This window comes from Streptomyces antnestii, assembly GCF_004005495.1.
Classification (GTDB): Bacteria; Actinomycetota; Actinomycetes; order Streptomycetales; family Streptomycetaceae; genus Streptomyces; species Streptomyces antnestii.
The window spans coordinates 123,874-146,427 of the sequence record NZ_RZYA01000009.1 but is presented as its reverse complement, the minus strand read 5'-3'; the positions used below and the strand labels follow the sequence as shown (position 1 = coordinate 146,427).

The 22,554-nt window shown below is 70.5% G+C and carries 15 protein-coding genes; 10 read left to right on the top strand and 5 right to left on the bottom strand.

What is annotated here, in order from left to right; genetic code table 11:
• Window position 1 precedes the first annotated feature (1 nt).
• From EOT10_RS20460 to EOT10_RS20445, 4 genes are all read right to left on the bottom strand, one after another.
• Window positions 2-1,291 carry a CaiB/BaiF CoA transferase family protein gene (locus EOT10_RS20460; protein ID WP_223281110.1) on the bottom strand — a complete coding sequence of 430 codons (1,290 nt, stop codon included), beginning with the start codon at window positions 1,289-1,291 and terminating at the stop codon, window positions 2-4.
• A gap of 293 nt (window positions 1,292-1,584) precedes the next feature.
• Window positions 1,585-2,268, bottom strand: coding sequence for an IclR family transcriptional regulator (locus EOT10_RS20455; protein WP_223281109.1), 684 nt, complete (start codon window positions 2,266-2,268; stop codon window positions 1,585-1,587).
• Window positions 2,269-2,367: 99 nt separating this feature from the next.
• Window positions 2,368-5,922, bottom strand: a complete 3,555-nt coding sequence (locus tag EOT10_RS20450; RefSeq protein ID WP_127829698.1) for an indolepyruvate ferredoxin oxidoreductase family protein — start codon at window positions 5,920-5,922, stop codon at window positions 2,368-2,370.
• A 276-nt stretch (window positions 5,923-6,198) separates the two neighbouring features.
• Window positions 6,199-7,848, bottom strand: coding sequence for a PucR family transcriptional regulator (locus EOT10_RS20445; RefSeq protein ID WP_127829697.1), 1,650 nt, complete (start codon window positions 7,846-7,848; stop codon window positions 6,199-6,201).
• A 264-nt stretch (window positions 7,849-8,112) separates the two neighbouring features.
• On the opposite strand from EOT10_RS20445, the gene EOT10_RS20440 reads away from it, so the two are divergent.
• Genes EOT10_RS20440 through EOT10_RS20430 form a run of 3 tightly spaced genes read left to right on the top strand, consistent with a single transcriptional unit; the run spans window position 8,113 to window position 13,708 of the window.
• On the top strand, window positions 8,113-9,378 hold the full coding sequence (locus tag EOT10_RS20440; RefSeq protein ID WP_127829696.1) for an aspartate aminotransferase family protein: 1,266 nt from the start codon (window positions 8,113-8,115) through the stop codon (window positions 9,376-9,378).
• Complete coding sequence (locus tag EOT10_RS20435; protein ID WP_127829695.1) at window positions 9,378-12,272, top strand: FAD-binding and (Fe-S)-binding domain-containing protein; 2,895 nt, start codon at window positions 9,378-9,380, stop codon at window positions 12,270-12,272. Before EOT10_RS20440 ends, EOT10_RS20435 begins: the two co-directional genes overlap by 1 nt.
• Window positions 12,269-13,708: an NAD-dependent succinate-semialdehyde dehydrogenase gene (locus EOT10_RS20430; protein WP_127829694.1), complete on the top strand. Its 1,440-nt coding sequence runs from the start codon at window positions 12,269-12,271 to the stop codon at window positions 13,706-13,708. Before EOT10_RS20435 ends, EOT10_RS20430 begins: the two co-directional genes overlap by 4 nt.
• A 155-nt stretch (window positions 13,709-13,863) precedes the next feature.
• On the opposite strand, the gene EOT10_RS20425 is transcribed toward EOT10_RS20430, so the two are convergent.
• The gene (locus EOT10_RS20425) at window positions 13,864-14,610 is read right to left on the bottom strand and encodes an IclR family transcriptional regulator (protein ID WP_127829822.1); all 747 of its coding nucleotides are present in this window, start codon (window positions 14,608-14,610) and stop codon (window positions 13,864-13,866) included.
• A 254-nt stretch (window positions 14,611-14,864) separates the two neighbouring features.
• Between EOT10_RS20425 and solA the strand changes: the two genes are divergently transcribed.
• From solA to EOT10_RS20390, 7 genes are all read left to right on the top strand, one after another.
• On the top strand, window positions 14,865-15,998 hold the full coding sequence (gene solA / locus EOT10_RS20420) for an N-methyl-L-tryptophan oxidase (protein WP_127829693.1): 1,134 nt from the start codon (window positions 14,865-14,867) through the stop codon (window positions 15,996-15,998).
• A gap of 5 nt (window positions 15,999-16,003) precedes the next feature.
• Window positions 16,004-16,993: a succinylglutamate desuccinylase/aspartoacylase family protein gene (locus EOT10_RS20415; RefSeq protein ID WP_127829692.1), complete on the top strand. Its 990-nt coding sequence runs from the start codon at window positions 16,004-16,006 to the stop codon at window positions 16,991-16,993.
• Window positions 16,994-17,099: 106 nt separating this feature from the next.
• Window positions 17,100-18,197 (top strand): ABC transporter substrate-binding protein, encoded by a 1,098-nt coding sequence (locus EOT10_RS20410; RefSeq protein ID WP_127829691.1) that lies wholly within the window; start codon window positions 17,100-17,102, stop codon window positions 18,195-18,197.
• Complete coding sequence (locus EOT10_RS20405) at window positions 18,190-19,341, top strand: ABC transporter ATP-binding protein (protein ID WP_127829690.1); 1,152 nt, start codon at window positions 18,190-18,192, stop codon at window positions 19,339-19,341. The genes EOT10_RS20410 and EOT10_RS20405 overlap by 8 nt, the downstream gene beginning before the upstream one ends.
• A gap of 5 nt (window positions 19,342-19,346) precedes the next feature.
• A complete protein-coding gene (locus EOT10_RS20400; RefSeq protein ID WP_127829689.1) occupies window positions 19,347-20,267 on the top strand; it encodes an ABC transporter permease in 921 nt (306 codons plus the stop codon).
• Complete coding sequence (locus EOT10_RS20395; protein WP_127829688.1) at window positions 20,264-21,133, top strand: ABC transporter permease; 870 nt, start codon at window positions 20,264-20,266, stop codon at window positions 21,131-21,133. The genes EOT10_RS20400 and EOT10_RS20395 overlap by 4 nt, the downstream gene beginning before the upstream one ends.
• Complete coding sequence (locus EOT10_RS20390; protein ID WP_127829687.1) at window positions 21,130-22,539, top strand: aminotransferase class III-fold pyridoxal phosphate-dependent enzyme; 1,410 nt, start codon at window positions 21,130-21,132, stop codon at window positions 22,537-22,539. Before EOT10_RS20395 ends, EOT10_RS20390 begins: the two co-directional genes overlap by 4 nt.
• Window positions 22,540-22,554: the final 15 nt, after the last annotated feature.

Genomic DNA, 22,554 nt, shown 5'->3' with positions numbered 1-22,554 from the left:
GTCAGATCACCTTCCGATCGCGCAGTCCGGCAAGGCGCTGGGCATCGAGCCCAAGCACCGTGCCGAGGATGTCGTCGGTGTGTTCGCCCAGGTCGGGGCCGGCCCAGCGGAGTTGACCGGGGGCTCCTTCGATCCTCGGTACGACGCCGGGCAGTCGGATCTCCTCCGCCTCCTGTCCGTCCTCGACGGCGACCTTCATCGGCACGAGCATGCCGCGGGCCCGGTAGTGCGCGTCGTGGGTGATGGCCTGGGCGTCGTACACCGGTCCGGCGGGCACACCCGCCTCACTCAGCTCGGCCACTGCCTCGGCTGCCGTGTGCCGGCCGGTCCATTCGCGGATGATGCCGTTGAGTTCGGGCTCGCGCTCGGCGCGGGCGTTCCCGTCGGCCAGGCTGGGCTCCTCGCCCAGGTCAGGCCGTCCGACGGCAGTCATCAGCCGGGAGAAGACACCGCTGGAGTTTCCGCCGATCATCACGGCCTGGCCGTCGGCTGTCGGGTAGCTGCCGCTGGGGACCACACCGGGCAGGTTTCCTGCGGTGCGCTCGCGCACGGTGCCATACGCGTCGTAGTCGGCGATCAGCGACTCCATCGTCATGAACACCGACTCGTACAAGGCGACATCTGCGACCCGCGGCCCGGAGTGGGCCTTGCCGCGGGCCTTGCCGAGCAGCAGCATCAGCGCGCTGATCGCGCCGTACAGCCCGGCGAGGGAGTCGCCCACGGGAGCCGCCGGGCGCACCGGCTCGCGGTCCGGGTATCCGGTGACGTGCCGCAGGCCGCCGAACGCCTCGGCCACGCCACCGAATCCGGCACGGTCGCGGTACGGGCCGGTCTGGCCGTATCCGGAGATCCGGACGATGACGAGGTCCGGGGCGGCCTTGGTGAGGACATCCGGGCCCAGGCCCCAGCGCTCCAGGGTTCCCGGGCGGAAGTTCTCCACGACGACATCGCACTGCGCCGCAAGTGCCAGGGCAATGTCGCGGCCTTCGTCCACGCGCAGGTCGAGGGTGACGGAGTGCTTGTTCCGGGCGATCGTGCGGAACATCATCGAGGTCGTCCCCCGGCTCCGACGCCAGCCGCGCAGCTCGTCGCCCGTGTCCGGTCGCTCGATTTTGATCACCTCGGCTCCGAAGTCGGCGAGAACGCGCGTTGCGAACGGCGCGGCGATGAAGTTGCCCAGTTCGAGTACGCGGATTCCCTCCAGCGGCAGCGGACGGTCTCCTGCGGAGTGCGGGGGGACGGGCGTGACCGGTGCGCGGGTACTCGTGCCGACAGTGGATGGGGCTGTCACTCTGGCGTCCCTTCGCGTGATGGTTCTCATATATTGAGCATTGACACTCAGTAAACGAGAACGAACGTGTCGACCGTAAAAGCGGGAAGCGCGTCCGACAAGGGGTGGGGCGGAACTTTCCGCACTCCCCGCTGTCGAGCTGCCCGCTTCGGAATGCCGGCCAGGCGGCGGTCAAAAGCCGTCATGGGGAACAGGGCCACGGAACACCGGCCAGACCCATGAGATGTGGTCAGGCCGCTGTCATCGACACGGGAATGGACGGGTACGCCAACACCCCGCGCAAGGTCTGCCGGTCATTCCGCGTCCAGCACCCTCTCGATACGCGTGGCGGCTTCGACGACCTTGTCGCCGTAGATCGCTCCGGGCCCGTCATCGCCCACACGAGCGAGGGGCGCGGCGAGACACACCGCCGCAACCAGCGCGCCGTGATGGAACACCGGCGCGCTCACCGAGCCGAGCCCCGGAATGCGGTGCGCGAGGCTCTCGTACCAGCGCCCGGGCATCCACGGCTGCCCTCCCGCATCCACGGTTTCACCGGCCTGTAGCGCCAGAGCGGCCGACCCTCCGCGGGCCAGGGGCAACCGTGTCCAAACGGGCACGGTCGCCCGCAGCTCCTCCTGCGAGTCGACGGTCAGCAGACAGATCCGGTCATCCCCTCTGCGCATCCACAGCTGAGCCGTCTCACTGGTCTCCCGGCACAGTTGCTCCAGGACAGGCCGCGCGGCGCCGGTGAGCGCCGAGGTGTCGAAGCGCGTGCCAGGACGGTGGCGCCCCTCGCTGTCACGGCGCAGCAGCCCGTGCTGAACCATGGCGCCGACGAGCCGGTGCGCTGTCGGCACGGAAAGACCCAGGTGGCGGGCGAGCTCACTCGCTCCCATGGGTTTGCGCTCCACGGCATCGAGGATCGCCATCGCTCGGTCGAGCACCCCGACCCCGGTCACCACGCTCGAAGGCCCGGCTGTCTCCTGATCCGTCACGCATCGGACCCTAGCCCGGCACGGCGTCAGTGGGCCATCTGTTCCGAGTCCCCTGTCTCAGTAGCGGCGCGACTCCACGCGCTATCCAGTTTGCCGAGGTCAGGAAGCACGGGATGTCTCAGCCGGATCGGAAGTGCGGGCCTCTTTGAGGTCGGCGGCACGGTCGTAGCGTTCGCTCAGTTCTTGCAGCCGAGCGTGATACGTCTCGATGTTGCGGAGCTTGACCTGCTCATAGCCGCGGACAACGTCGGGCAGGGAGGCGATCTCGACAGCGAGCGCGTGGTTGCCGGGGTCGAGGCCTGCGAGCAAGCGGTCGACCTGCTCCCGGTATTCCTCGACCAGCGCCCGTTCGACCCTGCGCACATGCGCCCGGCCGAACGGATCGAACACGGTTCCGCGTAGTCGGCGCATGCCGCGGAGCGCGGCGAAGCCAGGACGGAACCAGCGCCCGAGGCTGACCTTGTGCTGCATTCCGAGGGCACGGAACACCGGCGGGTGCAGGTTCCACTGAGCTTGTGCCCCGGGGCCGAACCGCTCCTCCAGGTCGGCCGCGACGCCGTCGTCGAGGGCGAGGCGGGCGACTTCGTACTCGTCCTTGTAAGCCATCAGCTTGAACAGATTCTGTGCCACGGCCTCGGCCAGGTCGTGGGTTCCGGGGACGGCCTCTCGTTCGCGCTCACGGACGGCGCCCACAATCTCGGCGTAACCGCCGGCGTAGCGGGCATTCTGGTAAGCCGTCAGCTCGCTGACGCGGCGGGCCACGAGCGTGTCGAGTGACGTCGTCCCGGCTGTCCCGTCCTCCCTTGTGGTCACGGGCGAAGCCGACGCGGCCACTGTGAGAGCGGCTGTCACCGTGTCACGGTCCTCGACCCACAGACGTCCGTAGCGGAACGCGTGCAGATTGGCCTCCACCGCGACGCCGTTGATCCGGACGGCTTCCTCGATCGCCACGGCCGGCAGGGGGAGGCCGCCCAGCTGGAAGCCGATGCCGATCAGGAAGATGTTCAGGTACTGGTCGTCGCCGAGGAGCCGCAGCACGGCCTCCCTCGCGTCCAGCACCTGCGCGCCGGGGCGCATGCTCGCCAGTACCTGCTCCCGAAGCCCGGCGACGTCGGGAAAGGGCTTGCGGACGTCGGCGACCATGTGACCGGTCGGCACCCGTGCGGTGTTGAGAACCGCCACCGTACGATCCGGGGAGGCAGCCGCGAGATGGGTCTCGTCGGCGGCCACAAGGATGTCGCCGCCGATGTAGAGGTCGCACTCCCCGGCACCGATCTTGTTGCTGCTCCCCACCCCCGTGCGGGAGAAGCGGACATCGGAGACGACCGCGCCTCCCTTCTGGGCCAGGCCGGTCTGATCCAGCGAGCGCGCGGTCCAGCCGGCGAGGAGGCCGGCGGTGGCCAGCACCTGGGAGACCGTCACCACGCCGGTACCCCCGACACCGGTGAGCCGGACGCCGAAGTCGCTGCTCCCGACAGCGGGAACGGGGTCGGCCAGGTCCGCATCGCCGCGCACCCTCGGGTCATGGACCGCACTGTCGCCGTGCTGCGCCGACGTGCCGCCGGTGACCGTCACGAACGCCGGGCAATCGCCCGACAGACAGCTGTAGTCGACGTTGCAGGAGGCCTGGTGGATCTGCGTCTTGCGACCGAACTCGGTCTCGACCGGCTGGACGGACAGACAGTTGGACTTGCGGCCGCAGTCGCCGCAGCCCTCGCAGAGGCGCTCATTGATGTAGACCCGGGTGCCAGGCTTCTCCAGCAAGCCCCGCTTCCACTTGCGGCGCTTCTCGGTGGCGCACTCCTGGTCGTGGATCAGCACCGTGACGCCGGGGACCTCTGCCAGCGTCTGCTGCGCCTCCGCCATGCGGGAGCGTTCCCACACGGCCACGTCGCGCGGCAGCCGCGCGCGCCGGGTGCGGCGCACGTCGTCCGTGGTGACGATGATCCGGGCCACCTTCTCGGCGCGCAGCACATCGACAAGCCGGCGGAGGTCCATGCCACCGACTGCGCTTTGGCCGCCGGTCATCGCGACGGCGGAGTTGTACAGCAACTTGTAGGTGAGGTCGACGCCGGCCGCGACGGCGGCCCTGACGGCCAGTGAGCCGGAGTGGTCGAAGGTGCCGTCGCCCAGGTTCTGGAGGTAGTGCCCGCGTTCCGTGTACGGCGCCATGCCGATCCACTGCAGGCCTTCGCCGCCCATCTGCGAGAGTCCGGTGACTGTGCCCACCTGTTCCTCGTCCATGAGCAGAACCAGAGCGTGACAGCCGATACCGCCTCCGACCAGAGAGTCGTCAGGCACCTTGGTGGAGCTGTTGTGCGGGCAGCCGGAGCAGAAGTACGGGCCGCGCCGGGGCGGGCTCACCAGGGGGAGGTGGATGCGGCCCGCGGCGCGTTCGGGACGCCGATGCTCCACCGGGACGCCGTGGACGCCGAGTTCGCGGGCCAGGGGACGAATCAGGGTGTCGGCGTCGAGTTCACCGTAGGAGGGGATCAGTTCCTCCCCCGTCCCGTCCTCCTTGCCACAGATCCGCGGCGCGCCGGGGCAGCCGTACAGAATGTCGCGCATAGCGCTCTCGAGGAAGGAGCGCTTCTCCTCGACCACGATGATCTGGTCGAGTCCCTCGGCGAACTCGATGATGGTCTCGGGATCGAGGGGAAAGGGCATCGAGATCTTCAGCAGCCGGATGCCCGCCTGATCGAGGCGCTCCTCGGTCAGTCCCAACCGGTCGAGCGCTGCACGCAATTCGCGGTAGGTGCGGCCAGAGGCGGCGATCCCGACGGTGTCGTCGTCACCGCCGACCTCGATTCGATTGAGCCGGTTGAGACGGCAGTACTCCCGGGCGAGGCGCAGCCGGTTCGTCATCAGGTCCCGCTCCAGCGAGCCGAGGGTGGGCTGGAGGAGATGGGCGGTCGGCCGGTGGAGGCCGGCGTTCTCGGGAAGGAGCGGTGCCGGGCGCTCGGCCCCCAGGTCGACCGGTGAGGACCCGTCGGCGACCGCGGTGACGATCTTCAGGCCCACCCACAGTCCGCTGGCCCGCGAGAGTCCGACGGCGTGCAGGCCGAGGTCGATCACCTCCTGGGAGTCGGCCGGGTGGAGGAACGGGATGGCGAGGTCGGTCAGCGCGAGTTCGGAGGCGCAGGGCACGCTCGACGACTTCGCGGCCGGGTCGTCGCCGACGAGCAGCAGTGCTCCGCCCGTTGGGTGCGCCCCCATGAGGTTGCCGTGGCGCAGCGCGTCGGTGGCGCGGTCCACGCCGGGGGCCTTGCCGTACCAGATGCCCAGGACGCCGTCGCGGGTGGCGCCGTCGAGGGTGTTGACCAGCTGGCTGCCCTGCACGGCGGTAGCCGCGGCCTCCTCGTTCAGCCCGGGCACGTGCCGTACGTCGTTGGCCTCCAGCAGGGGCCTCAGCCGGCCCAGCTCCAGGTCGTAACCGGCCAGCGGTGAGCCCTCGTATCCGGAGATGAACGTGGCGACGTCACGCCCTGCGGCGAGGTCGCGCCGGTGCTGGTCGATCGGCAACCGGGCCAGCGCTTGAACACCGGTGAGCTGCCCGATCCCTGCCGTGGCCCGGTACCGCTCGCGGGGGTCGACCGGTTGGCTGCCGTCGTCGTCCTGGTGCTGGGGGCCGGACTCGTTGGTGCGGATCGTCATCTCGCCTCCTGTGCAGGAACGCGCAGCGCCGAGTGCGCTGGGACACGCTGCCCCCAGCATGGGCTCCTGGCCCGCTCTGAACGTCCGTCATTGATCCAATGGCCCATAAGCCGGAGCCGTTTGCTGGGCCATCTGTTCCAATGTCCTACGTCGGTGAAGTCGTTCGACCGTGTCGGTGACTTCCTCCTCCGTCGACCCCGGCCTCGAGGAAGAGCCGAACCCAGGATGCGCGGCCCTCAGCATCAGTCCCCGACGGTCGATGCATCGAAGGCCACTTCAAGGGACCTGCAGGACGTCGAGCGCCGTGAGCGCCACGTGGAGTTCGGTGCGTTGGTCGCCGGATTCGAGGTCGCAGCCGAGTATCCGCTCGATGGTGCGCAGTCGTTGGTAGATGGTCTCGCGTGACAGGTTTCCACGGCGGGCAGCTGTGGTCTTGTTGCCGGCGGCGTGAAGATAGTGGCGCAGGGTTGTCAGCAGGTCGGTGCCGTGCCGGGTGTCGTGGTCGATGAGGCGGCCGAGCTGTCGTTCGGTGTAGTCCTGGATCCGGGTGTCCTCGCGGAGTGCGTACAGGAGTTGGCGCAGGCCGATGTCGGAGAGCTCGTGGAAGCACCTGCCTTCGGGAAGGTGTTCGCCGGGCAGGACCGCCTCGGACACGCGGGCTGCTTCGCGGAAGGAGCGAGCGGAGTCGGAGAGGTCCGAGACCTCGGAGCCCACGCTCACGACAGCGTCGGGGCTCAAGTCCAGGACGGTGCGGGCCAGCCGCTCGACTGTGGGACGCCAGCGCTGGGAAGGGCGCAGAGCCAGGAGGGCGCCGAGGCGCCCGGGTGACAGCGCGCCGACGAGTGCTGGAACCCCTGCGGTCCGCAGCTCCTGGGACAGGCGAACTTCCAGCTCGGCTCCTTCGCCTGTGTGGCCGGCGACCAGGACGGTGAGAAAGCCGCTGTCCTCGGTGGGCAGGCCCAGCGCGGTGAACCGCGCCCGTGCGTCCTCGGGGGAGTGGTGGCGCTGTTCGGCGAGGTCGCGCAGGGCGCTTCGGTGCGCGGTGCGTTCCCAGGGCGTGGGGTGGGTGAGGCGGGCGATGGTCAGTGCCATCGCCGTTCTCTCCAGGACGGTGACGTCCTCGGGGCCGAAGCCCGTGCCCGGCGGAGGCGGGAGCATCACGACCCGGCCCCAGCGTTCTCCCCGGTATTCGACGGGAGTCACGAGCCAGCCCTCGGGGCCGAGCACCTCGGCGTGATCGCCTGGCGGGGTCGCCCTGGAGCGGCGTTCCCAGTCGGTGAGCGCGTCTTCCACCGTCGTCCCGGAGGGCTCGCAGATCAGCGCCAGGTGCACCAGGTTCTCCAGGACGACCGTGCGGCCGCTCATCTCCGCCGCCGCGCGCACGACGTCCTGCGGACCGGCACCGCGCAGGGTCAGGGCTGTGAACGCTTCGTGGATGCGCTGGGTGCGGCGCATCGCGTCGGCCTGGTTGCCGAGGATGAGGCTGTGGACGACCTGGGTGACTTCCAGGAAGTTGACGTCCTTGGTCAGGGTGATCAGGGGGAGGCCGCGGGTTCGGCAGGCGTGGACGAGCGGGTCGGGCGGGCGGTGGTAGCGCCGTACGAGTTCGATGACCAGAGCTGCGGCTCCGACGTCGGCGAGCTCGTCGACGTAGCGGCGTACGCCGGCCGGCTCCTCGGGCAGGGGCATGCCGGTGGTCAGGACGAGTTCGCCGCCCTTGAGGAAGGAGGCGGGATCCGTGAGTTCGGTGATGTGGACCCAGCGGACCGGCCGGTCGAGGTGGGCCGCGCCGATGACGACCTGCGGCTGTCCCGCCCTGACGACGGGGAGGACCAGGACGTCGGCCAGGGTGAGCGGACGGCCTGCCGTAGTGGCGTCCGGGCCGTCGGTGCCGGGCGGCGGGGACGTTGCGACGTTCTTGTTCATGGCGCCTCCGTGAGGGTCCCCCTGCTCGAGCCGAGCCGAGAGCCCGGGGGAGTGCCCGGACACTCTGACAAGCGGCGCTGACCTGTGCAAGAGCAGTCCAGCGGTCACGGCTGGAGTCCCGGTTCGAGCGAGGCGGCCGGGGTGGTTGACACAACGTCCGAACACCGCCTGCTCGCTGGACAGATCACGCGTTGCCGCTGTCCGGGGCGGCCGAGATGCTCGGGATGCCGGAGCAGACCCCACCGCATTCGCCGGGAGACGACCATGACCGCACTGTCGCCGCACCTTCGCCAGGCCACGCCCGTGGTGGCGGTCCGGGGCGAGGGCGTCCACCTCTATGGCGAGGACGACCGCCGCTACCTCGACTTCACCGCCGGCATCGGCGTCACCAGTACCGGACACTGCCACCCCAAGGTCGTGGCGGCGGCGCAGGAGCAGGTGGGCACGCTCGTCCACGGCCAGTACACGACCGTCATGCACCAGCCTCTGCGGCGCCTGGTCGAGAAGCTCGGCGAGGTGCTGCCGGCCGGCCTGGACAGTCTGTTCTTCACCAACTCCGGCAGCGAGGCGGTGGAGGCCGCCCTGCGGCTGGCACGGCAGGCCACCGGACGCCCGAACATCCTGGTCTGTCACGGCGGTTTCCACGGCCGTACGGTGGCCGCCGCTTCCATGACCACCTCCGGCACCCGCTTCCGGTCCGGTTTCTCACCCCTGATGAGCGGCATCGTCGTCACTCCCTTCCCGTCGGCCTACCGCTACGGCTGGGACGAGGAGACCGCGACCCGCTTCGCCCTCCAGGAGCTGGACTACACGCTCCAGACGATTTCGGCCCCGGCCGACACTGCCGCAGTCATCGTCGAGCCGGTGCTCGGCGAGGGCGGCTACGTGCCCGCGACCCGCGCCTTCCTGGAGGGGCTGCGGGAGCGGGCCGACCGGCACGGCTTCCTGCTGATCCTCGACGAGGTGCAGACCGGAGTGGGCCGCACCGGCCGGTTCTGGGGCCACGACCACTTCGGCGTCACCCCGGACATCCTCGTCACCGCCAAGGGCCTGGCCAGCGGTTTCCCGCTGTCCGGTATCGCCGCCTCCGAGGAGCTGATGGCCAAGGCGTGGCCAGGTTCGCAGGGCGGCACGTACGGCGCCAATGCCGTCGCCTGCGCCGCGGCCTGCGCCACCCTCGACGTCGTACGCGACGAGAAGCTCGTGGAGAACGCCGAGGCGATGGGCGCGCGGCTGCGACAGGGCCTGGAGGCGGTGGCGGACCGTACGCCGGGCATCGGAGACGTGCGGGGCCTCGGGCTGATGCTCGCCACCGAGTTCGTCACCGAGGACGGCGGCCCCGACCCCGGGACCGCCGCCCGCGTGCAGCGCGCCGCCATCGACGAGGGCCTGCTCCTGCTGCTGTGCGGAGCCTGGAACCAGGTCGTGCGGATGATCCCGGCTCTGGTGATCGACGGGACGGCGGTGGACGAGGGGCTGCAGGCCTGGGCGACCGCGGTGGAGGTCGGCACATCAGGAGCGGCGGGGTGATGACGGGCACCACCGCGACCCCGGAGCCGCTGGTCGCGCGGCTCGCCGAGACCGCTCCCGGCCTGCGCGTGCAGACCGGCCCCGGCGCCACCGGCCTCTATGCCTACGACGCCTCCAACTACCGTGTGCCCCCGCTCGCCGTGGTCTTCCCCCGGACCGCCGACGACGTCGTCGCGGTGCTGCTGGCCTGCCGGGAGGCCGGGGTTGCGATCACCCCGCGCGGCGGCGGCACCAGCATGGCGGGCAACGCGGTCGGGCCGGGTGTCGTCCTGGACTTCTCCCGGTACATGAACCGGATCCTGGACATCGACCGCGAGGCGCGGACCGCGCGCGTCGAGGCGGGAGTGATCCTCGACGCGCTGCGGGACGCGACCGTCCCGGACGGGCTGACCTTCGGACCCGACCCGTCCTCGCACAGCCGCTGCACGCTGGGCGGGATGATCGGCAACGACGCGTGCGGCAACCGTTCGGTGCGGCACGGTCGCACCAGTGGCCACATCGAGGCACTGGAGATCGTGACAGCCGACGGCGTGCGGGCCGTCGCCGACCGCGCCGGACTGCGCGCCGCCGACCCGGACGACCCGGACGCGGTGCGGCGCGTCGCCCGGCTCGAAGCGGACGTACGGCGGTTGATCGACGACAGCCTGGCTCCGATCCGCACCGAACTGGGCCGCATCCCCCGCCAGGTCTCCGGCTATCAGTTGCACCATCTGCTGCCCGAGCACGGCTTCGACATGGCCCGCGCCCTGGTCGGTACCGAGGGCTCCTGCGTGGTCGTCACCGCCGCGACGGTCCGCCTGGTGGCGACCGCACAGGCTTCGGCGCTGCTCACCCTCGGCTACGACGACGTTGTCGACGCGGCCGAGGACGTGTCGGAGATCCTGCGCTGGAACCCGACCGCACTGGAGGGTATGGACGAGGCGATCGTCGCCACCATGCGCGCCCGCCGCGGTCCGGACTCCGTGACCGGACTGCCCGAGGGGCGCGCCTGGCTGTACGTCGAGCTCGACGGCGACGACCAGGCCACGGTGAACACACGCGCCGCCGAACTGCTGGACGAGCTCAGGACCCGGGGCCGGATGACCGGCGGTCGGGTCGTGGAGAGCGCGGCCGAGCGGCGCTCGCTGTGGCGGGTCCGCGAGGACGGGGCAGGGCTCGCCGCCCGTCTCGTGGACGGAGGGGAGTCGTGGCCCGGCTGGGAGGACGCGGCCGTCGCCCCCGAAGAACTCGCCCGCTACCTGCGGGACTTCCGCGAGCTACTGGCCACGCACGGCCTGACCGGGGTGCTCTACGGCCACTTCGGCGCGGGCTGCGTGCATGTGCGCATCGACTTCGACCTCGCCACGGACGCCGGCCGGGCCGCCGCCCGCCGGTTCCTCGCGGAGGCGGCCGCCCTGGTCGTCGAGCACGGCGGAACACTGTCCGGCGAGCACGGGGACGGGCGGGCGCGCGGCGAACTGCTGGAGGTCATGTACAGCCACCGCATGATCCGTGCCTTCGCCGCCTTCAAGGAGGTCTTCGACCCCGAGGGGCTACTGAACCCGGGCGTCATCGTGACTCCGGCCCCGCTGGACGTCGATCTCGCGCTGCACACACCCTCTGACGTGCTCCCGGTCGAGACCCTTTTCTCCTTCCCGCACGACGAGGACGGTTTCACGGGTGCCGTGCGCCGCTGTGTCGGCGTCGGCCGCTGCCGCAGCGACACGGGCGGCGTGATGTGCCCCAGCTACCGGGCCACGGGCGAGGAGAACGACTCCACCCGGGGCCGGGCCCGTCTGCTCCAGGAGATGGTGCGGGGCGGGACCGTCCAGGAGGGCTGGCGCTCGACCGAGGTCAAGGACGCGCTGGACCTGTGCCTGTCCTGCAAGGCGTGCTCCAGCGACTGCCCGGTCGGTGTCGACATGGCCACCTACAAAGCCGAGTTCCTGCACCAGCACTACAAGGGCAGGCTCAGACCCCGCTCCCACTACTCGCTGGGCTGGCTCCCCCTGACCTCCGTCCTCGCCGGATACACGGCCCGCCCCCTCAACGCGCTGCTGCGCGGACCGGTGGGCAGGTTGCTCGCCCGTCTCGGAGGCGTGACCACCAAGCGCAGGATCCCGGTCTTCGCCTCCCGGCGCGCCCTGCGCAGGGTCCTGCGCGCGGCGAGGACGGGCGAACCGGCGAAGGCACTGCTCTTCGTCGACAGCTTCACCCGCGCTTTCCGTCCCGAGGTGGCCGGAGCCGCGAGCCGCGTGCTCGCTGACGCCGGAATTCCCTGCACGGCACAGGACGACCTGTGCTGCGGCCTGACCTGGGCCAGCACCGGCCAGCTGTCCGTCGCGCGCAGAGTCATGGCCCGTACGGTCGCCCGCCTGGACAACGGCGACGAGCGGCCCATCGTCGTGGCCGAGCCCAGCTGCGCCGCCGCCCTCAAGCGCGACGTGCCCGAACTCCTCGGCACCGACGCCGCCCGTCGCGTCGCGGCCCGCGTCCACACCTTCACCGGCGCCCTGACCGACCTTGCCGCGCCCGGCTGGACGCCGCCGCGGCTGCCTACCAGCGTCGTCCTGCAGACCCACTGCCACGAGTACGCCACCTTCGCCGGCCGCCGCCCGCACGACCTGCTGCGCAAACTCGGTGTGCACAAGGTCGACGAGGCCGAGGGCTGCTGCGGACTCGCCGGGAACTTCGGCTTCGAGGAACAGCACTACGACACCTCGATGGCCGTCGCCGACCTGGCGCTGAAACCCAGCCTCGACGGCATCGGCCAGGACGCGCCGGGCGTCGTCGTGGCCGACGGTTTCAGCTGCGCCACCCAGATCGACCACCTCGCCGGTGACCGAGGCATCCGCGCCCGGCATCTTGCGGAACTGCTCGACCCCGCCGCCGACCGACCAGGAGAGACCTCATGACCGACACACCCACGCAGTTGTTCATCGGCGGGGCATGGGTGGACGCCGCGGACGGCGCCACCCTGCCCGTGGACGACCCCTCGACCGGCGAGATCCTCTGCCACGTCGCCGACGCCGGCCCCAAGGACGCCCGGCTGGCGGAGGAGGCGGCCGTGCGGGCGCAGGAGGAGTGGGCCCGTACGGCACCGCGGGCGCGCAGTGAGATCCTGCGCCGCGCCTATGAGCTCATCCTCGAGCGCACCGACGAGTTCGCCCGTCTGATGACGTCCGAGATGGGCAAGCCGCTCGCCGAGGCCAGGGGAGAGGTGGCGTACGCGGCGGAGTTCTTCCGCTGGTTCTCCGAGGAGGCCGTGCGCATCGACGGCGGCGGCGGAGTCCTGCCCGACGGCCGCAACCGCATGCTGCTCTCCCGCCGCCCGGTCGGCCCCTGCCTGCTGATCACCCCGTGGAACTTCCCGCTGGCCATGGGCACCCGCAAGATCGGCCCGGCGATCGCCGCCGGCTGCACGATGGTGCTCAAGCCGGCGCCGCAGACCCCGCTCTCCAGCCTGGCCCTCGCCGGGATCCTCAAGGAGGCCGGACTGCCGGACGGCGTGCTGAACGTCGTCCCCACCTCCCGCGCGGGGGAGGTGTGCGAACCGCTCCTGCGCGGCGGGAGGATCCGCAAGCTGTCCTTCACCGGCTCCACCGCCGTAGGGCGCCTGCTGCTCGCTCAGTGCGCCGACAAGGTCGTACGCACCTCGATGGAGCTGGGCGGCAACGCACCGTTCATCGTCTTCGAGGACGCCGACCTGGACGTGGCCGTGGACGGTGCGATGCTCGCCAAGATGCGCAACATGGGGGAGGCGTGCACGGCCGCGAACCGCTTCTTCGTCCACCGGTCGGTGGCGGAGGAGTTCGCGCGGCGCCTCGCCACGCGGATGGGGGCGCTCGTCGTGGGCCCGGGCATCCGGGACGGGGTCGACGTCGGCCCGCTGATCGATGCCGCCGGGCGGGCCAAGGTCGAGGAGCTGGTGGCCGACGCGGTGGAGCGCGGCGCTCGACCGCTGGTCGGTGGGACCACACCGGACGGCCCCGGCAGCTTCTACCCGCCGACCGTACTCACCGACGTGGACCCCGGCAGCCGGCTGATGGAGACGGAGATCTTCGGACCGGTGGCGGCGATCCTCGCCTTCGACGACGAGGACGAGGTCGTCCACCGGGCCAACGACACCCCCTGGGGGCTGGTCGGCTACGTCTTCACCGAGGGCCTCGACCGCGCCCTGCGCGTCAGTGAACGTCTGGAAGTGGGCATGGTCGGCCTCAACACCGGTCTCGTCTCCAACCCGGCCGCGCCGTTCGGCGGCGTCAAGCAGTCCGGGCTCGGCCGCGAGGGCGGCCGGGTGGGGATCGACGAGTTCCTGGAGTACCAGTACCTCGCGGTGCCCGTGCGATGACGGGGGTCATGCCCTGACTCCTCCGCATCGCGGACCGCGACGGGCCTCCCCGTGCCCCGTGCCCACGCCGCCGGGCACGGGGAAGACAGCCGACTCCAGCAGCTCTCGCTGCTGGAGTCGGCGGCGCGTTCACACGCCTGTGTGCCGGTCCGTGTTCACGCGCCCGCGCGCCGCGCCGCGATCTCCTTGGCCGTGTCGGCGACCAGGCGCCCGATCTCCGGCAGCCGTTCCGCCTCGTAGCGTGAATCGGGCATGGAGACGGCGACCGCCGCGAGCGGTGTGCCGCCCTCGTCCAGGATGGCCGCGGCGACCGCGCACACGTCCGGCCGGTACTGGTTGCGGTTGACGGAGTATCCGTCGGCGCGCAGGCGGTCCAGTTCGGCGCGGAGCCGGGCGGGGTCGGTCGGCGTGGCTTCGCTGAAGCTCTCCAGCCCCCGCTCGACGAGCTCGTCGACGTCCGCCTTCGGCAGATGGGCGAGGATGGCGCGCCCGGTGGCGGTGGCGTGCAGGGGCGACGTGTCGCCGATGGCGTAGAACGTCCGCACCGCGTGGGTGCAGTCCACCCGGTCCACGACCACCATGCACTGCAGCGCGTCCGGCACCGACAGATGGATGGTCTCGTTCAGTGTGTCCCGGAGCCGGATCATGGGCTCGCGCGCGGCGGCGAACAGGCTCGAACCCTGCAGCGCCGCCGGGCGGACGGCGAGCACCCGCGCGCCGATCTCCCAGCGGGTGGTGTCCTTGCGGTTGGCGCGCAGCCACCCGGCTTCGTTCAGGGTGACCAGCGTGCGCTGCACGGTCGACTTGGGCAGGCCGAAGAGCCTGGTCAGTTCCCCCACTGTCACCGGCTGGTGTTGCGCCACCGCCTCCAGGATCCGCAGGGACCTGGTGACGCTCTTCATTTCCATCTGATTTCCCCCGTTAACTCTCGGATTTCCTTGTGTACACCTCTTGACTCCCTCCGAACCCCACTGCCATCCTCGTGCCAGATTCTAGCACGGCGTTCCACATTGTGGCACGGGTGAAGAAGTGGCCCGAAGCCCCCTCTGTCCGGAAAGCCTGAGCAGGCAACCCCCTGGCCTCCTTGCATCCGGAATCAACTAATCCGCATACCGGGCGCCCAGCATCCCCGCCCCGGGAGACGAAAGGAACCCTCGTGTCAGCCAGCAAGCGCGTCGCCGTCGTCGGCGTCGGAACGATGGGCAGCCAAGCCGCCTGGCGCCTGGCCGCCCGCGGAGCCGAGGTCGTCGGGTACGACCGCTTTGCCCCGGGCCACGACCGCAGCGCAGCCGGCGGCGAGACCCGCATCTTCCGCAGCGCCCACTTCGAGGACTCCCGATACGTCCCGCTGCTCAAGCACGCCGACGCCCTGTGGGAGCAGCTTCAGCAGGAGACCGGCCGGGAGCTGCGCCGGCTGACCGGCTGCCTGCTGATGGGGCCGACCGGGCACCAGCAGATGGCCACCGTCCTGGAGTCCATCGCCGAGCACGGCCTGGACCACGAGGTACTCGACGCCGAAGGCCTCGCCAAGCGCTTCCCGCAGTTCCGGATCGAGGACGGCGACGCGGCCGTGCTCGACCGCCACGCGGGCTACATCCGGCCCGAGCTGACGATCCAGACCGCCGCCCGCCACGCCGAGCAGCTCGGCGCCCGCATCCACCGCTACACCACGGTCCGCGAGATCGTGCCCGTCGCGAACGGCGTGGAGATCCGCACCGACGCCGGCAGCGAGCACTTCGACACCGCCGTCGTGACCGTCGGGCCCTGGGTGAACGACCTGCTCCCCGAACTGCCCTGGGAGGTGGACATCCGCCGCCTCATCAGCGCCTGGTACGTGCCCACCGCCGACGCTTGGTTCGGCGAGGAGCGCCCCGCGTTCATCCGTACGGCGCCCACGCACTGCTACGGCCTGCCCTCCCCGGACGGCGTCTCCGTCAAGCTCGGCCTCTCCCGTGCCCTGCACCGGCCCGCCGGCGACCCCAACCAGCTGGACCGGACCGTGCAGCCGGAGGAGCTGGAGATCTTCACCGACCTCATCGGCCGGTACATGCCGGACCTGAGCCCCGACCCGGTCCGCCTCTCCGTCTACATGGAGGGCTACACCGAGAGCAGCCGCCCGCTCGTCGGCCCGCTGCCCGGCGCCGAGAACGTCGTCCTGCTCGCCGGGTTCTCCGGTCACGGATTCAAGCTCGCGCCCGCCTTCGGTGACATCGCGGCCGACCTGGCGCTCGACGGCACCTCGCCCCGGCCCATCGACTTCGTCTCCACCATCGACCGGACGGAGGCGTGACGACGATGGCCACCACCGACCTCCTGATCGTCGGCACGCTGAGTGCCGAGCCCGGCCGCAAGACCCGCGGCACCCTGGCCGCCGACCTCGGCACGCTCACCGTCGACATCCCGCTCACGCTGGTCAACGGCACCCACCCCGGTCCCCGCGTCCTCATCACGGCGGGTGTGCACGGCGGCGAGTTCACCGGCATCGACGCGGCCACCCGACTCGCCGCCCTGCTGGAGCCGGCCGAGGTGCGAGGCCAGGTGATCGTCTGCCCGGTCGCCAACCCGCCGGCGGTGTACCAGGGCAGGCTGGGCGTCTCCCCGCTCGACGGCGTGAACATCAACCGAGTCTTCCCGGGCGACTCCGAGGGCGGCCCCACCGGACGTCTCGCGGCGTGGCTGTTCACCAACCTGGTGGACGGCGCCGACGCCTACGTCGACCTGCACTCCGGCGGTATCGACGAGGTCCTGACGGACTTCGTCGGCTACCGCCTCACCGGCGACCCCGAACTGGACGCGAAGACCGCGGACCTGGCCGGCGCCGTCGGTATCGAGGACGTCATCTTCGGAACGAACGCGGACGGCGGCAACAGTCACGCGGCCGCCGCCCGCCAGGGCGTCCCGTCGATCCTCGTGGAGACCGGCCAACTCGGCGAACGCGACGAGGACACCGCCCGTCGTCTGGTCGGGGGTCTGTACGGGGTACTGCGCCGGCTCGGCGTCCTGGACATCGAGCCGGCGAACGACACGGCCGTCCGCGCATGGGTCTGGGTCGCCGGCGTCACCGCCGAGGCGACCGGCCTGTGGTACCCGGAGTTCGGTGCCGGCGACGACGTGACGGAGGGCCAGGTCCTCGGCCGCGTCCTCGACCCGGCCGACGGCCGGGAGCACAAGGTCCTCGCGCCGGCCACCGGGCGGATCTTCTACGGCCTGCGCGGTCTGACCGTCGCCTCCGGCGCCGAACTGGCCGCCATCGCCGCCTCCGCGCCGCGGGACCCCGGCCACTGACTCCCCACCCCGACAGCCCCACCCGCACGACAAGAACGAGAGACCACAGCAGCCCGCACCCCCACACCTCCCCTCCCCTCGTACCGGCACCCACCAGGAGGCCCCGATGAATGACTTCCGTATCGACCGCAGAGTGTTCCTTCGCGGAGTCGGCGGTGTCGCCGCAGGTGTCGCCGCCACCTCGCTCACCGGCTGCGGAACCGGTACCAGCCGGTCGGTCGGCAGCGGCAAGAGCTCCAAGACGGTCGTCGTCCGCAACAGCGGCGGCACCTACGGCGACGCCAACCAGCAGGCGATCTACGACCCGTTCACCAAGGAGACCGGCATCCAGGTCAAGGTGGTGAACATCGAGTACGCCCAGATGCTCGCCCAGATCAAGCAGGGCCGCCCCCAGTTCGACGTCATCGACGACTCCATGGCCGACTTCGTGCTCTTCAAGCAACAGGGCGCCACGGAGGACCTGGAGTACGACCGGCTGAAGAACTTCAAGAAGGCCGGCATCGCCAAGAACCTGGTCAACTCCAACGCGGTCGGCAAGAACTACTGGGCCAGTGTGATGGCGTACCGCACGGACGCCTTCGGGGGGAAGAAACCTTCCTCCTGGGCCGACTTCTGGAACACCAAGGCGTTCACCGGCAACCGCGCTCTGCAGGCCCTGGACGCCGACCTGCCCGAGCTGGAGTTCGCCCTCCTCGCCGACGGCGTACCGATGGACAAGCTCTACCCCCTGGACGTGGACCGTGCCTTCAAGGTGCTGAGCGAGATCAAGCCCCACGTCAGGAAGTTCTGGGACACCGGCGCCCTGCCCGGTGTGCTCCTGGGCCGCAAGGAGGTCGTCGCCTCCAGCGTCTGGCACGGCCGCCTGGACGCCCTGATCAAGGGCGGTGCCCCGCTCGCCTACCAGTGGAACGGCGCCCGCCGACAGAGCAACGCCCTCGGCATCCCCAAGGGCGCCGCCGACCTCGACGCCGCCTACCAGCTCATCGACTTCGCCCTGCGGCCCGAGGTGCAGGCCCACTACGCCGAGATCTACCCGATGGCCCCGTCGGTGCCGGCCGCCTACAAGAAGCTCTCCACCGCCACCGCCGCGAACCTGGGCAGCTCGCCCGAGCACCTGGCGTCCGGCTTCGACCTGGACGTCGACTGGTGGATCAAGAACCAGGACGCCGTGTCCAAGCGCTGGCAGGAGTGGACGCATGCCTGAGACCGACGTGATCCCCGAGCCGGCACTCGACTCCGCGGCGTCGGTGACCGGCACCGGAAAGCCCGTGTCCGTGACCCGACTTCGCAAGACGTACGGCGGTGTCACGGCCGTCGACGAGGTCTCCATGGAGATCGCGGCCGGTGAGTTCGTCACCTTCCTCGGCTCCTCCGGCTCCGGCAAGACCACCACCCTGATGATGATCGCCGGGTTCTGCGAACCCGACGCCGGCAGCATCGTGGTCGGCGGCCGTGACGTGACACGGCTGGCCCCGCAGAAGCGCGGCCTGGGCTTCGTCTTCCAGCAGTACCTGCTCTTCCCGCACATGACGGTGTGGGACAACGTCGCCTTCCCGCTGCAACTGCGCGGCGTGTCGAAGGCCGAGCAGCGTCGCCGGGTCGGCGAGACCCTGGAGATGGCCGGACTGTCCGCCATGGCTCGCCGCCGCCCGCGCGAGCTGTCCGGCGGCCAGCAGCAGCGCGTCGCGTTGTGCCGTGCCCTGGTCTACCGGCCGCCGGTGATCCTCATGGACGAGCCGCTCGGCGCCCTCGACAAGAAACTGCGCGACCAGCTCCAGACCGAGATCAAGCGCATTCAACGGGAACTCGGCCTCACCGTCATCTATGTGACACACGATCAGGAGGAGGCACTCGTCCTCTCCGACCGCATCGCCGTGATGCGGGACGGGCGCATCGACCAGTTCGACACCCCGCAGGAGCTCTTCGAGCGCCCCCGCACCCCGTTCGTGGCCGACTTCCTCGGCGCCGCCAACTTCCTCCCGGGCCGCCTGGAGAAGCAGACGGCGGACCACACCGTCGTACGACTCGACACGGGTGGTCTGGTCACCGCCCGCCCGCAGGCCGCTGCGGACGGCACGCGGGTACGCGCGGCGGTCCAGCCCGGCCGACTGGTCCTGTGTCCACCGGGCGACGGGTTCTGTACCGGGACCGTGGAGACGGTCACCTATGTCGGCACGCTCGTGCGCGTCACCGTCCGCCCCGTCCAGGGCGCGGACACCGAGCTCGTACGGCTGGAGCTGCCGGCCGGACGCGCCCCCGCCCTCGGTGAACGCGTCGGCCTCACCGCGGACCCCGCGAACGTGAGTGTTTTCCCCGACGTGCTCCCCGACGCGGAACAGGGAGGGTGAGAACCATGGCCGTGCTCGCCCCCGTATCGGGCTCCGCCGCTCCGGTGCCCCGCAAGAAACGACTGGGCCGCGTGCTGTCCGAGCGCCGCACCCGCTTCGGTCTGCTCAACGCCGCACCCGTCGTCGTGTACCTGCTGATCCTCTTCGTCTATCCGATCTTCAGCACCCTGATGCTGAGCCTCAAGGCCGAGAACGGCGGTTTCACGCTGCACTGGTACGCCGACGCGTTCCGCGGCGCCAACCTGGAGATCCTGCTCACCACCCTGCGGATCTCCGCCGAGACCTCCCTGCTCGCCCTGGTCGTCGGCTTCGCGCTGGCCTCGGCGATTTCCCGGCTCAAGCCGCTGTGGGCGGGGCTGGCGATGCTGGTGGTGGTCGTGCCGCACTTCATCAGCGCCCTGGTGCGCACCTACGGCTGGATCATCCTGCTCGGTGACAACGGCGTCGTGAACAACCTCCTGACGGCCCTTCACTTCCCGGGCGCGCCCTTCCAGTTGCTCTACAACGAGATCGGCGTCGTCATCGGCACCACCGCGGTGATGCTGCCCTACACCGTTCTGCTGCTCTACGCCGTGATGAAGGGCATCGACCGGCGACTGCTCGCCGCGGCGGCCGGCATGGGCGCCGGACGGATCACCATCTTCCGTCGCGTCTACGTCCCCCTGGTGGCCCCCGGCCTGGTCAACGCGGGCGTCCTGTCCTTCATCCTCTGCCTCGGCTACTACCTCACCCCCGCCCTGATGGGCGGCGAGAAGCAGACCATGGTCGCCTCGCTCATCGACGAACAGGTCATGAAGCAGAACCAGTGGAACGGCGCCTCGGCGCTCGGCATCATCCTGCTGCTGCTCACCTTCGCCGGACTGCTGCTGCTCAGGCTGCTGAAGTCGGCCGGCGAGGCTCTGCGGAAGCGGGGGGAGGCGTCATGATCGAGCTCCGCTCCACCCTGGCCGGACGCATCACCCTGGCCGTGCTCGCGACCCTGATCCTGCTGTTCCTGGCGATGCCGATCATCGTCATCGTCGTCACCTCCTTCGGCAAGGACGCCTTCGGCAACTTCCCGCCCAGCTCCTGGACGCTCGGCTGGTACAAGCAACTCTTCGCCGACGGCAGCAAGTGGCCGGCCGCGCTCTCCCTGAGCGCCCTGGTCGCCTCCCTCACCACCGTCTTCTCCCTCGTCCTTGGCATGACCGCGGCCACCGCCCTCGTCCGCAGCGAACTCCCGCTGCGCTCTGCGGTCTACGGCCTGGTCCTGGCCCCCTTGGTGATACCCCAGGTCGTCATCGCCCTCGGTCTGTTCCTGCTCTTCGAACCGGCCGCGATGCTCGGCAGTCCGATCGCCATCGCCCTCGGGCACACCGTGCTCGCCGCACCGATCGGCGTGATGATCCTCATGGCCACGCTGAAGGGCATCGACGAACGGCTGGAGGACGCGGCCGCCAGCATGGGCGCCGGCCGGCTGACCGTCTGGCGACGGGTCACCCTCCCGCTGGCCGCGCCCGGCCTGGTCGCAGCAGGGATCTTCTCCTTCATCACCAGTTTCGACGAGTTCTTCATCTCGCAGTTCCTGTCCTCCGTGGACACCGTGACCCTGCCCGTGAAGGTGTTCAACGTCCTTCAGTACAACGTCGATCCGTCCGTGACGGCCGTCAGCGCGATCCTCATCGCCGTCGCCGTCGTGGCCCTCGCCCTGGTCGCAGTGGTGCGCAAGCTCGGCGGCTCCGGAAAGCAGGACGGCCTGCTGCTCACTGAGCCCACAGTGGGCCTGACCGCCGGAAGTGAGACCTCATCATGACCACCAGCACCAGCACCAGCACCAGCACCAGAACCCCGGCCGGTGAACTGTCCGCCACGGCGGCCAGACACCTGCTCCTCAATATGACCCCCAACGGTTCCCTCGGCCCGGAGGGAGAGAACCTCTTCGTCGTACAACGCGGCGACGGCCCCTACGTCGACGACGCCGACGGCAGGCGCTACATCGACGGCCTTTCCGGCCTGTACTGCTGCCAGCTCGGCTACTCCTACGCCCCCGAGTTCGCCGAGGCCGCCGAAAAGCAGCTGCGCGACCTGTGCTTCAGCCCGCTGTGGTCCTCCTCCGCACACCCGACGGCCATCGCACTGGCCGAACGGCTGTCCCGGCTCGCCCCCGTGGACGTCGAGCACACCTTCTTCGCCGGCGGCGGCGCCGAAGCAGTCGAGACGGCTTGGAAGATCGCCCGCCGCTATCACGCCCTGCGCGGCGAACCGGGGCGGGTCAAGGCGATCGCCCGGCGCGGCGCCTACCACGGCCTGACCATCGGCGCCCTGTCCTTCACCGACGACCCCGGGCTGAAGGAGCCGTACGGCCCGGCGGCGATCGACACCCGGTTCGTGTCCAACACCAACCGCTTCGGCCTGGCTGCCGAGTACGCCGACGACGAGGTGTTCACGGCCCGGCTGCTCGCCGAACTGGAGGCCGCGATCCTGGCCGAGGACCCGGGGACCGTGGCGATGCTGATCGCCGAACCCGTCCAGAACCGGGGCGGATGCATCACGCCTCCGGCCGGCTACTGGGAGGGGCTGCGGTCGCTGGCCGACCGGTACGGCTTCCTGCTCGTCGCCGACGAGGTGATCACCGCTTTCGGACGGGTGGGGGAGTGGTTCGGCGGGGACCGCTACGGCGCCCGCCCAGACATGGTCACCGTCGCCAAGGGCATCACCGCCGGCTACGCCCCCATGGGGGCAACCCTGGTCAACAAACGCGTTGTCGAGGTCATCAACCGGCCGGGCACGGTCCTCAACCACGGCTACACCTTCGCCGGACACCCGCTGAGCGCGGCCATCGCCCTGCGCAGCCTGGAGATCATGGAGCGCGACCGGATCCTGGACAACGTCCGCGGCCTCCAGGACCACCTCGCGGGCCGCATGGCGTCCCTCGTGGACCTGCCGATCGTCGGCGACGTTCGCGGCGCCGGCTTCTTCTACGCCTGCGAACTCGTCGGCGACCAGGAGGGCGGCGGCTTCGGCGACACCGCCCGCGCCGCGCTCGTCGCCGACCTCATCCCACGTCGGCTGCGCGAGGCGGGGCTCCTCGCCCGCGTCTACAACCGCGCCGCGCCGCTGGTCCAGATCGCGCCCCCGCTGATCAGCGACCGCCAACTCCTCGACCGTATCGCCGACATCCTCGCCGACGCGCTCGACGAGGCGTCCGCCCGCCTGTGATCCACGCATGACACC

Excerpts from the sequence above, each read along its gene's own strand:
- EOT10_RS20450 (WP_127829698.1), bottom strand. The coding sequence starts at position 5,922 with ATGACGATCCGCACCAACGAGTCCGGCCCCCAGCACCAGGACGACGAC.
- EOT10_RS20445 (WP_127829697.1), bottom strand. The coding sequence starts at position 7,848 with ATGAACAAGAACGTCGCAACGTCCCCGCCGCCCGGCACCGACGGCCCG.
- EOT10_RS20440 (WP_127829696.1), top strand. The coding sequence starts at position 8,113 with ATGACCGCACTGTCGCCGCACCTTCGCCAGGCCACGCCCGTGGTGGCG.
- EOT10_RS20435 (WP_127829695.1), top strand. The coding sequence starts at position 9,378 with ATGACGGGCACCACCGCGACCCCGGAGCCGCTGGTCGCGCGGCTCGCC.
- EOT10_RS20430 (WP_127829694.1), top strand. The coding sequence starts at position 12,269 with ATGACCGACACACCCACGCAGTTGTTCATCGGCGGGGCATGGGTGGAC.
- EOT10_RS20425 (WP_127829822.1), bottom strand. The coding sequence starts at position 14,610 with ATGAAGAGCGTCACCAGGTCCCTGCGGATCCTGGAGGCGGTGGCGCAA.
- EOT10_RS20415 (WP_127829692.1), top strand. The coding sequence starts at position 16,004 with ATGGCCACCACCGACCTCCTGATCGTCGGCACGCTGAGTGCCGAGCCC.
- EOT10_RS20410 (WP_127829691.1), top strand. The coding sequence starts at position 17,100 with ATGAATGACTTCCGTATCGACCGCAGAGTGTTCCTTCGCGGAGTCGGC.
- EOT10_RS20405 (WP_127829690.1), top strand. The coding sequence starts at position 18,190 with ATGCCTGAGACCGACGTGATCCCCGAGCCGGCACTCGACTCCGCGGCG.
- EOT10_RS20400 (WP_127829689.1), top strand. The coding sequence starts at position 19,347 with ATGGCCGTGCTCGCCCCCGTATCGGGCTCCGCCGCTCCGGTGCCCCGC.
- EOT10_RS20395 (WP_127829688.1), top strand. The coding sequence starts at position 20,264 with ATGATCGAGCTCCGCTCCACCCTGGCCGGACGCATCACCCTGGCCGTG.
- EOT10_RS20390 (WP_127829687.1), top strand. The coding sequence starts at position 21,130 with ATGACCACCAGCACCAGCACCAGCACCAGCACCAGAACCCCGGCCGGT.